The sequence below is a fragment of the Rhodococcus sp. EPR-157 genome (assembly GCF_001647195.1).
Lineage (GTDB): Bacteria > Actinomycetota > Actinomycetes > Mycobacteriales > Mycobacteriaceae > Rhodococcoides.
Window position 1 is genome coordinate 1 of the sequence record NZ_LVCV01000169.1, and the last position, 10,138, is coordinate 10,138.

General features: G+C 63.9%; 11 protein-coding genes. 8 read left to right on the plus strand and 3 right to left on the minus strand.

Annotated features, from left to right (window positions below; genetic code table 11):
* Positions 1-536: acyl-ACP desaturase (locus tag A2J03_RS07485; RefSeq protein ID WP_197480655.1), on the plus strand; the 536-nt coding region annotated here is incomplete at its 5' end.
* Positions 537-647: 111 nt separating this feature from the next.
* On the plus strand, positions 648-1,352 hold the full coding sequence (locus tag A2J03_RS07490) for a M50 family metallopeptidase (RefSeq protein ID WP_068371566.1): 705 nt from the start codon (positions 648-650) through the stop codon (positions 1,350-1,352).
* Here A2J03_RS07490 and A2J03_RS07495 read toward each other — a convergent pair.
* Together A2J03_RS07495 and A2J03_RS07500 are read right to left on the minus strand one after the other, a co-directional pair.
* Complete coding sequence (locus A2J03_RS07495; protein WP_068371569.1) at positions 1,297-2,730, minus strand: NAD(P)/FAD-dependent oxidoreductase; 1,434 nt, start codon at positions 2,728-2,730, stop codon at positions 1,297-1,299. The two genes, A2J03_RS07490 and A2J03_RS07495, sit on opposite strands and share 56 nt — an antisense overlap.
* Positions 2,731-2,884: 154 nt before the next feature.
* Complete coding sequence (locus A2J03_RS07500) at positions 2,885-3,214, minus strand: hypothetical protein (RefSeq protein ID WP_068371571.1); 330 nt, start codon at positions 3,212-3,214, stop codon at positions 2,885-2,887.
* Positions 3,215-3,370: 156 nt separating this feature from the next.
* Here A2J03_RS07500 and A2J03_RS07505 point away from each other — a divergent pair, with 156 nt between their 5' ends.
* The 3 genes from A2J03_RS07505 to A2J03_RS07515 are packed head-to-tail and all read left to right on the plus strand — an operon-like array spanning position 3,371 to position 5,812.
* Positions 3,371-4,345 carry an ATP-binding cassette domain-containing protein gene (locus tag A2J03_RS07505; protein ID WP_068371574.1) on the plus strand — a complete coding sequence of 325 codons (975 nt, stop codon included), beginning with the start codon at positions 3,371-3,373 and terminating at the stop codon, positions 4,343-4,345.
* Positions 4,346-4,354: 9 nt separating this feature from the next.
* Complete coding sequence (locus A2J03_RS07510) at positions 4,355-5,101, plus strand: ABC transporter permease (protein ID WP_156520258.1); 747 nt, start codon at positions 4,355-4,357, stop codon at positions 5,099-5,101.
* Between the two features lie 24 nt (positions 5,102-5,125).
* Entirely contained in the window at positions 5,126-5,812 is a 687-nt protein-coding gene (locus A2J03_RS07515) for a FadR/GntR family transcriptional regulator (RefSeq protein ID WP_068371576.1), read from the plus strand.
* On the opposite strand, the gene A2J03_RS07520 is transcribed toward A2J03_RS07515, so the two are convergent.
* Complete coding sequence (locus A2J03_RS07520) at positions 5,785-6,807, minus strand: LacI family DNA-binding transcriptional regulator (RefSeq protein WP_068371579.1); 1,023 nt, start codon at positions 6,805-6,807, stop codon at positions 5,785-5,787. The two genes, A2J03_RS07515 and A2J03_RS07520, sit on opposite strands and share 28 nt — an antisense overlap.
* A 294-nt stretch (positions 6,808-7,101) precedes the next feature.
* Here A2J03_RS07520 and A2J03_RS07525 point away from each other — a divergent pair, with 294 nt between their 5' ends.
* The 3 genes from A2J03_RS07525 to A2J03_RS07535 form a co-directional block, all read left to right on the plus strand.
* The gene (locus A2J03_RS07525; protein ID WP_231912414.1) at positions 7,102-8,652 is read left to right on the plus strand and encodes a sugar ABC transporter ATP-binding protein; all 1,551 of its coding nucleotides are present in this window, start codon (positions 7,102-7,104) and stop codon (positions 8,650-8,652) included.
* On the plus strand, positions 8,649-9,701 hold the full coding sequence (locus A2J03_RS07530; protein WP_068371583.1) for an ABC transporter permease: 1,053 nt from the start codon (positions 8,649-8,651) through the stop codon (positions 9,699-9,701). Before A2J03_RS07525 ends, A2J03_RS07530 begins: the two co-directional genes overlap by 4 nt.
* Positions 9,691-10,138 (plus strand): ABC transporter permease (locus tag A2J03_RS07535; RefSeq protein ID WP_197480656.1); only part of this gene is annotated, 448 nt, incomplete at its 3' end. The genes A2J03_RS07530 and A2J03_RS07535, both read left to right, overlap by 11 nt.

A 10,138-nucleotide genomic window follows, 5' to 3' on the forward strand; every position in this document is an offset into this window, starting at 1 on the left:
ACGTCTCACCTGCCGGGTCGAAGGTCGGGCTGCTGCACTCGGTGTCGTACGTGACGTTCCAGGAACTCGCGACGCGTGTGTCGCACCGCAACACCGGCAAGGTGTGCGACGACCCGATCGCCGACCGCATGCTTCAGCGCATCGCGGCCGACGAGAACCTGCACATGATCTTCTACCGCAACATCACGGGCGCAGCAATGGACATCTCGCCCGATCAGACGCTGCAGGCGGTCTCCGACATCGTCATGAACTTCGTCATGCCCGGTGCCGGCATGCCGAACTTCCGCCGCAACGGCGTGTTGATGGCCAAGCACGGCATCTACGACCTTCGTCAGCACCTCGAAGAGGTCGTGTGGCCGGTTCTGCGTAAGTGGCGGGTCTTCGAGCGCGACGACTTCACCGGTCGTGGCGAGAACAAGCGCGAGGAACTCGCCGCCTTCCTCGAAGACCTGGAGAAGCAGGCGACCAAGTTCGAGGAGATGCGCGACCGCTCGCTGGCACGTGAGGCCGCCAAAGCGCAGCGTCTGCCGGCGTGAGTCCTAGGGCTGGGGGGGGCTCCGCCCCCAGTGGCACGGTTAAGTGCACCCCAATGCACTCAACCGTGCCACTGCCGCGGAGCTGCAGCAAACGCCCGGCCATAATGAAGAGTGACCGAATTCTGGGACCGCATCTCCGCGGTAAGTCCTGATCCGCCCGTTTGGATCGTTCAAGCTGCAGCACTGGTGGCGCTCGCGATCGTGCTGATTCCGCAGACGTGGCGGATCGCCCGCAACGTCGTGACCATCGCCCACGAAGGCGCGCACCTCTTCGTCGCGTTGATCACCGGTCGGCAGCTCATGGGCCTGCGGCTGCATTCCGATACATCCGGGGTGGCGATCTCCAAGGGCAAGCCGACAGGCCTCGGTGTCATCGCGATGACGTTTGCGGGCTATATCGGGCCATCGCTGCTGGGGCTCGGTGCAGCGTTCGTACTCGGCACCCAACGTGCGTCCGCGGTGCTCTGGATCGGGATCATCTCGATCGCTCTGATGCTGTTGATGATTCGGAACATCTACGGGTTCGCGTCGTTGATCACCGTCGGTGCCGCGTTGTTCGTCGTGTCCTGGTGGGGAACTGGAGAGCAGCAAGTTGCCGTTGCCTATTTCCTGACATTCTTCCTTCTGATCGCTGGACCCCGTCCGGTCCTCGAACTGCAACGATCTCGCAGTTCAGGACGGGCACGGGACTCCGATGCCGATCAGTTGGCACGCCTGACGTTCCTCCCCGGAATCGTATGGGTCGGCCTGTTCCTGCTGGTTACGGTCGGCTCGCTTGCAGTGGGTGCGTGGCGGATTCTGGTTCCGGTGCAGTGACCGGTTCACCTGCGGTGAAGTAGAACATCGCCCGACGTGCGTCGACCTGCTGCTCGGTGATCGCGAGTTGCCCGCGGCTCCTGGAGAAGAACGCCGTCAGCCAGGAGATGACGGTGGTGAGGCGGCTGCGGAAGCCGACGATGTAGAGCAGGTGGACGAGCAACCACATGACCCACGCGATGAAGCCGGTGATCTTGATGGGCCCGACCTGCGCGACTGCGCTGAAGCGGGACACTGTGGCCATCGACCCCTTGTCGAAGTACCTGAAGTCCTTGCGCGCGGGAACGGCTTTGCCTGCGCGGACAGCTTCGACGCCATCGCCGATGATGCGTGCGGCGTAGCGTCCGCCCTGGATTGCGACCTGGGCGACGCCGGGAAGCCCATCGAGGGCCATCATGTCGCCGACGACGAAGACCTCGGGGTGTCCGGGGAGCGAGAGGTCCTTCTCGACGAGGACACGCCCAGCGCGGTCGATCTCGGCGCCGGATTGTTCGGCGAGAGTCCTACCGAGCGGGCTCGCTGCGACGCCCGCCGACCAGACCTTGGTGCGGGCGGCAATGCGGCGCTGCGTGCCATCGGAATCTTCGACGGTGATTCCGCTCGCGTCCAGATCGGTGACCTTCGCCCCCAACTGAATGTCGACGCCCATCGCGGTCAGGCGCTTCGCTGCAGCCTGTCCGAGGGAGTCGGCGAACGGCGGCAGCACCTTGGGTGCAGCGTCGAGCAGGATGACGTGGGCGCTTCGGCTGTCGATGTGTCGGTATGTGCCGTTCAGGGTCTTGTTTGCGAGTTCGGCGATCTGTCCCGCCATTTCGACCCCGGTCGGGCCCGCGCCGACGACGACGAACGTGAGCAGGCGTTCGATTTCGGCTGGGTCGGTCGCGAGTTCGGCCTGGTCGAAGGCGCCGATGATGCGGCCTCGCAGCTCGAGGGCGTCGTCGATGGTCTTCATTCCGGGGGCGTATTCGGCGAAGTGGTCGTTGCCGAAGTACGACTGGCCGGCTCCCGCGGCGACGATGAGGCTGTCGTAGCTGGTTTCGGTGACGCGTTCGAGAAACTGTGAGGTGACCGTTCTGTTCTCGAGGTCGATGCCGTTGACCTCGCCGAGAATGACGGATGCGTTGTGCTGATCCTTGAGGATCATCCGGGTCGATGGTGCGATTTCACCTTCGGAGAGGATGCCTGTGGCCACCTGGTACAGCAGGGGTTGAAAGAGGTGGTGGGTGGTCTTGGCGATGAGTGTGACGTCGACGTTGGCTTTTCGTAGCTGTTTGGCTGCGAACAATCCCCCGAACCCGGAACCGATGATGACGACGTGATGTCGATGGACCCGCCTGGCGAGCGCCGGGGTGAGTTCGGGCGTGTTGGACGCGGACATGGGTGTGTCCTTCTACGTTCGGGACGGGTCCGGTGTGCGGCCGTCATGTGTGCTGTGTCACTCTGGTGATTGAAGAGTACACGACACCATGTACGAATGTTAAGACAAGCGATCTCAGCGATCGATGTTCTATGCCAGCGGTCCTGTCACGCCATCACTCCCTGTGCGGCAGGCGTTCTCCGGTGTCCGGATCGATTTCCACCGAGACGTCGGTGGAATCGGGGTGATAGATGATGGGCTCGTGTTCCACCGCTCGGCGTGTGCCTGCACGGAGTGAAAAGAAGCCGCCCAGGAACAAGATGACCACTGCAACTGCGGCGATCACAACCCAACCTTCGAACCCGCCGGCGAGAGCTGCGATGAACAGCCCTGCCGCGGCGACCGCAGACATCAGCATGATGACGGCGCCTCGCGTTTGCACATTCTTGATCCACCGTGGTCCTGGCGTGGGCTTCTGATCCCCAGATTTATTCTGATCTGCCATGATTCGCGTCCCTTCGTGACTCTCTCTCCTCGAGGTACCCGTCTGAGAGAGATTCACACGCATCCGTCAGCGGTGGAATCGCGGACCGGAACCGACCTCGATAGCTCCTAGCGTCAGCGTTCGTACCGAATCGACGAACAAAGGGGTGGCGCAGTGATGATCGAGACCACAGGTTTGACCAAGAGCTTCACACGAGGAAAGACGACGGTCGACGCGGTGCGCGGTATCGATCTGTCGGTGGCGGAGGGGGAGCTGGTCGCGCTGCTCGGCCCGAACGGCGCCGGCAAGTCGACGACGCTACGCATGCTCACGACCCTGCTGGCGCCGACGTCGGGATCGGCTCGCATCGCCGGACACAGCATCACCGAGGACCGAGACGCCGTTCGACGCAGCCTCGGGTATGTCGGACAGGGCAACGGAGGTGGACACAACCAACGAGTTCGCGACGAGCTGCTCACGCAAGGCCTGTGCTACGGACTGTCCGCGCATCGAGCGGGTGTCCGCGCGGACGAACTACTGTCGGCCCTCGACCTCGGGGATCTGGCGAAGCGGACGGTCTCGACACTGTCCGGAGGGCAGCGTCGTCGTCTCGACATCGCGATCGGACTCGTTCACCGTCCGCCCTTGCTGTTTCTCGACGAACCGACGACGGGAATGGATCCGCAGAGTCGAGCCAACCTGTGGGAGCACATACTTCGGCTGCGGCAGGAGATGGGCACCACGATCGTGCTGACGACCCACTATCTCGACGAGGCAGATTCGATGGCGGAACGCGTCATCGTGATCGACACGGGGACCATCATCGCCGACGACACCGCCGACGCACTGAAAGCGAATCTTGCCGGCGATCTGGTGACACTGTCGGTGGCGACGGCCGACGCCGCGATCGGATTGGCGGCGGTCCTCGGCAGTGCAGATGGAGTCCGCGACATCACGACGTCGGGAGGCCGACTGAACATCCGGGTCGTGCGCGGTGACCGTGCACTTCCGGACCTGCTCAGGCGCAGCGAATCTCACGGGTTCATCGTCGAATCAGCCGATCTGTCCCGTCCGACCCTGGACGACGTGTTCCTCGGCCTCACCGGCCGCAGCCTTCGTGAGACCAGCCTTCGTGAAACCGCAACCGTTTAAGGAGCAGACATGAATACACTGACCGGAAGTTCTATCGTCATGACGCGCGAACTGCGGCCCATGGTCCGCGATCCGTTCACCGTCGTCTTCAGCCTCACTCAACCCCTGATCCTGCTCGCATTGTTCGGGCCGCTGCTCGGCACTGTGCCGGGACTCGGCGACGGGAACGTGTGGGACTGGTTCGTCCCTGGCGTGCTGGCCATGATCGCGATCTTCGGCACGTCCATGACCGGGTCCAACCTGTTGACCGAGCTGCACGACGGTTCCCACGAGCGAATGCTGGTCACTCCGCTTCCGCGGTCCTCGCTGCTGATCGGGCGTGCGGTGAAAGAGATGGTGCCGCTCGCCGCGCAGGCCGTGCTCATCATTCTCGTTGCACTACCGCTCGGGCTGTCGGTCAATCCGTTCGGCGCCGTCGTCGGGATCGTCTTGCTCGGGATCTTCGGGATCGGGCTGGGTGCGCTGTCGTATTCGCTCGCGCTTGCAGTTCGAGCGCAGGATTGGGTGTTCTGGGCTGTGCAGCAGACGCTCATGTTCCCGCTGCTGATCCTGTCCGGCACCATGCTTCCACTCGACGGTGCGCCCGGATGGATGCAGTTTCTCGTCGACATCAACCCGCTCGGCTACGTGGTGACCGCCGAACGTGCGCTGTTTGCAGGTGATTTCGCGAGCGCGACCGTGCTGCACGGGATCGTGGCTGCGGTCAGCGTCGCAGTGGTGGGTCTCGCCGTGGGAATCAGAGCGATGCGCCGGTGACGAGGTCTGCTCTACGCTGAGTCGATGCGAGCGCACGAGGTGGTTCTGGGGCGAATCGAACAGGATCTCGCCGCAGGCAAGATCGGCGTCGGCGACCGGCTCCCGTCGGAGCGGGCACTGGCGGAGGAGCTGGGCGTAGGACGCTCCTCCATCCGAGAAGCCATCAGGGTGCTCGAAGCAATGGGAGTCGTACGCACCGCGGTGGGGTCGGGTCCCGACGCGGGCGCATACGTGATGGCCGATCCGGCGACGTCGATCGGATCGGCCCTCCGCTTGCACATGGCGACTCGGTTCCTGCCGATTCCCGACGTGGTCCAAACCAGGGTGCTCCTCGAATCCTGGGCACTTCGGGAGGCGGCAGGCCGGGATCCCGATCTCTCCACGGTCGAGTCACTGCTGGATCGGATGGACGACCTGGACTTACCTCCCGAGCAATTCCATCGCCTCGACGCCGAATTGCATGTTCGGCTCGCGAGCCTCGCCGGCAATGTGCTGGTCGAGGCGATGATGACCTCGCTTCGTGATGCCATTCACGGGTACGTGATGGAAGCTGTTCCAGCACTCGATGATTGGGATTTCGTCGCCGTCAACCTACGGTGCGAGCACCGCGGGATAGTCGAGGCAGTTCGCAGAGGCGACGGCGGACGGGCTGCAACCCTGGTACGTGAGCACATCGAAGGGTTCTACGCCCTGGCGCCTCTCCAGCCGTGATCGGTGGACCCCCGTACGACGAGGGACGGGGTGAACGTAAGCTGACGAAAAGTATTGTGGCCCTGACTGTTCACCTGCTCCATCAGTAGTTCCGCGGCGGCGTGGCCCAGTTCGGCTCGGGGCTGCGACACCGAGGTCAGGGGAACAGCCGCGCCTGCTGCGTAGTCGATGTCGTCGTACCCGACGATGGCCAGGTCGTCGGGAACCCGCAGTCCGCGTTGAATGTATTCCTGCAGAACGCCGAGCGCGAGTAGGTCGTTCGCGCACACTGCGCCGGTCGGGGGCGTGTCGGTCATGTCGAGGATTCGTCCGGCGGCCTTTGCACCGGCCTCGATGCTCAACGATTCCGTCCAGATGGTCGACAATCGGGTGCTGGCCGAGTCGGCGACGGCATCGAGTGCGCCCGCCCGCCGATCTCGCACCTGCCGGATGCTCGACGGTCCACCGACGAAGACAAGATTCCGATGGCCGAGGTCCATCAGATGCCGCGCCGCGAGATGCCCACCGTGCACATCGTCGACGGCGACCGACGAACGGCCCGGAGTGCGCGATCCTCTGTCCAGCAGTACCACCGGCGTGCCCTGACGGTCGAGCTTGTCGAGCATCGGGATGTTCTCACCGACGGGACTGAGCAGGATGCCCTGCACACGCTGTTCCATCAGTAGGCGTAGCTGGCGATTCTCTCGATCCTCGGACTCGCCGCTGCCGACGAGCACCATCAGCAGGTCGTTCGCGTCGGCGACCGACTCCGCACCGGCCGCGACGTCGAGAAAGAACGGGTTCCGTGCGTCGAGCACGACGACGGCAAGCATCCGGGACTGTCCTGCCCGGAGCTGGCGCGCGGCGTCGTTCCGGACGAATCCGAGCTGGGCGATCGCTGCCTCGACGCGCTCACGGGTGGCCTCGGACACCATGTCGGGACGGTTGAGCACATTGCTGATCGTGCCCATGGACACACCGGCGAGGGCCGCGACCTCTCGCATACTCGCTGCCATACGGACCAGCCTCCCCCCGAATTGGACACGAACCACGCGCTTCTACCCATTGAAACGCTTCATGACCCGGTGCGCAACATCTGTGTCCGATCGTCGACGGTCGCAGCATCGGATCTGACGTCGCCCGGAGATGAGCGCCTATCAATGCGGCTAGAGACGTCCCATAACGATTCGATAACGCACGGAGGTGATCCGGGTCACGGGGTTGACTTGTGTCCACGGTCACTTCTAGCTTTTAAGGACAAAATGAACCGTTTCAATCGACACGGTTCGATCCGACCGGGAGGTCCCTTCATGAGCGTCTCGACGACGCCCGGCGGTGGTGGCACGATGCCAACCCCATTGCTCGAGGTTCGGAACGTGAGAAAGACCTTCGGTGCCGTGTCCGCGGTCGCAGGTGTGTCGTTCCCGCTGTTCGCTGGAGAGGCCCATGCGCTGGTCGGTGAAAACGGTGCGGGCAAGTCCACCATCGTCAAGATGCTCGCGGGCGTCCATACCCCGGACACCGGCACCCTTGTCGTGGGCGGCGCGGACGTAACCCTCGGTTCTCCTGCCGAGGCGAAGTCGAAGGGCATCGCGGTGATCTATCAGGAGCCCACTTTGTTTCCCGATCTCTCGATAGCCGAGAACATCTACATCGGAGCGCAACCGAAGGGTCGCGGCGGGATGATCGACCGGTCCGCCATGAATGCCGCGGCAGAAGCGCTGTTCGCACGGCTCGGGGTACCGATGGATCCCGATCGACTCGCAAGTGGACTCTCGATCGCAGATCAGCAACTGGTCGAAATCGCCAAGGCGTTGTCGACGCAGGCGTCGGTCATCGTCATGGACGAGCCGACGGCAGCACTGTCCGGCAACGAGGTCGAGCGATTGTTCAAGGTCGCGCGTTCACTGTGTGGCGACGGGGCGGCAGTGCTGTTCATCTCGCACCGCTTCGAAGAGATATTCGCACTGTGCCAGCGAGTGACCGTGATGCGCGACGGCAAACACATCTCGACCTCCGAGCTCGCTGGACTGACCGTCGACGATCTCGTCAAAGCCATGGTGGGCCGCGAACTAGGCGCGCTGTTCCCGAAATTGGATGTCGAGCCGGGCGCGGTCGTGCTCGAGGTCGACGGATTGAGCCGGGCGGGCGTGTTCACCGACGTCAGCTTCTCCGTCCGCGCTGGAGAGATCGTGGCACTCGCGGGGCTCGTCGGTGCGGGCCGCTCCGAGGTCATGCAAGCCGTCTTCGGCGTCGACCCCCGCGATTCGGGTGAAGTGCGCGTCAGAGGAAGAACGCTGAAGCCCGGGAATCCGAAAGCTGCGATGCGTGCGGGGATCGCACTGGTGCCCGAGGACAGACGTCAGCAGGGCCTCATCCCCGAGATGTCCATCGAACGCAACGCGACCCTGACTCGATCGGCGGCGTTGGCACGCTTCGGATTCCTCGTGGGCGGTCGTGAACGACGTTCCGCGTACGAGTGGACCAAGAAGCTACAGACGAAGTTCGCTCGCATCACCGATCCCGTGGGGACTTTGTCCGGTGGAAATCAGCAGAAGGTGGTCCTCGCCAAGTGGCTGGCCACCGAGCCGACTGTCCTCGTCGTGGACGAGCCGACACGAGGTATCGACGTAGGGACGAAAGCCGAAGTGCACAGGATCATTTCCCAACTCGCGCGCGACGGCGTGGCAATCGTGATGATCTCCTCCGAGCTGCCCGAGGTGCTCGGGATGGCCGACCGTGTGCTGGTCATGCGAGAGGGTCGCATCGCAGCGGAGATCGATCGAGCCGACGCGACCGAGGAGTCCGTCATGTACGCCGCGATGGGGTCCACCGCCACAGGGCCGGGGGCAGCAGCATGAGCATCACGACGGACGTGAGCGCGCCTGCGGATCCGCTGAAGCCGGTGCAGAAGGACAGCACCTCTCTCGTCGAGAAGGTCCTGCGGATGCGCTCACTCGGCATTCTCGCCGCCTTGGTCGTGCTCGTCGGAGTCACGACTGCGAAGAACTCCGGATTCCTGTCCTCGCAGAGCATCAGGGACCTGCTGCTTGCTGCGTCGATCGTCGCGGTACTAGTGGTCGGCCAGACCGTCGTGATGATCACCAAGAACATCGACCTGTCGGTCGGCTCGATTCTCGGGCTGTCTGCGTTCGCTGCGGGTTCGGTGATGCACAGCTCGCCCGACCTCCCGATCGTCGTCGGGATCGTCGCGGGTATCGCCGTCGGTGCGGTATGCGGAGTGGTCAACGCGGTCCTGGTCCGATTCGGCGGCGTCCCTGCGCTTGTCGTGACCCTCGGAACGATGTACATCTTCCGCGGTGTCGCCTACTTCTGGGCAGGTGGGGAACAGATCACCGCTGACGAGATGCCCGGATCGTTCCTCGATCTCGGCACCGCAAGCATTCTGGGCATACCTGTTCTGGTGTTGATCGCTCTCGTCGCCATCGCGGCGACCGGGACCTACCTCGGCCGCTACCGCAGTGGACGCGACCTCTACGCCATCGGATCCAACGGACACGCCGCCGAGCTCGCCGGAATCGCGGTGGGCAGAAGGACGCTCGCGGCATTCGCGTTCTCGGGAGCGATGGCAGGTATCGCCGGGGTCATGTTCGCCGCACGATTCGGAACCGTCGACGCAGCCGCCGGAACCGGCTACGAACTCAACGTCATCGCCGCATGCGTCGTCGGCGGAGTGGCGGTGGTCGGCGGCATCGGAACCATCTGGGGCGCCGCCCTCGGCGCGCTGCTCCTGACGACGATCAACAGCGCACTCCCGGTCCTTCAGATCGACCAGTTCTGGCAGCAGGCCATTGTCGGTGCACTCATACTCATCGCCATCGCGGCGGACCGAATCGCGGCCGTCCGTGCTGCGCAGCAACTTCGAAAGAGGAGCGCTCATGTCGAGTGATCTCGCCACGGCGCCGGCCGGCCCCACAGCCTCGGCGACGCAGCCCGGTGGCCGGTGGCGCGAGCTCCTCGCGAACTGGGACACCGCGATCATCACGCTCACGGTTCTTGTCCTGATCGGAGCCTCCGTCACCAACCCCGACTTCGGCAGCAGTACCAACTTCACCTTCCTGGTCCTCGATCTGGCGCCGATCTTCCTGATCGCACTGCCGATGACGCTGATCATCGTGACCGGCGAGATCGACTTGTCGGTGGCGAGCACGCTCGGACTCAGTGGCGCGGCCATGGGGTGGATGTGGAACAACGGGTTCACGATCGAGATGATCGTCCCGATGTGCATCCTGCTCGGCGCACTTCTCGGTGCGCTCAACGGATTCCTCGTTGCCGGCCTCGGGTTGCCCTCTCTCGCAGTGACGATCGGTACGCTTGCGCTCTTCC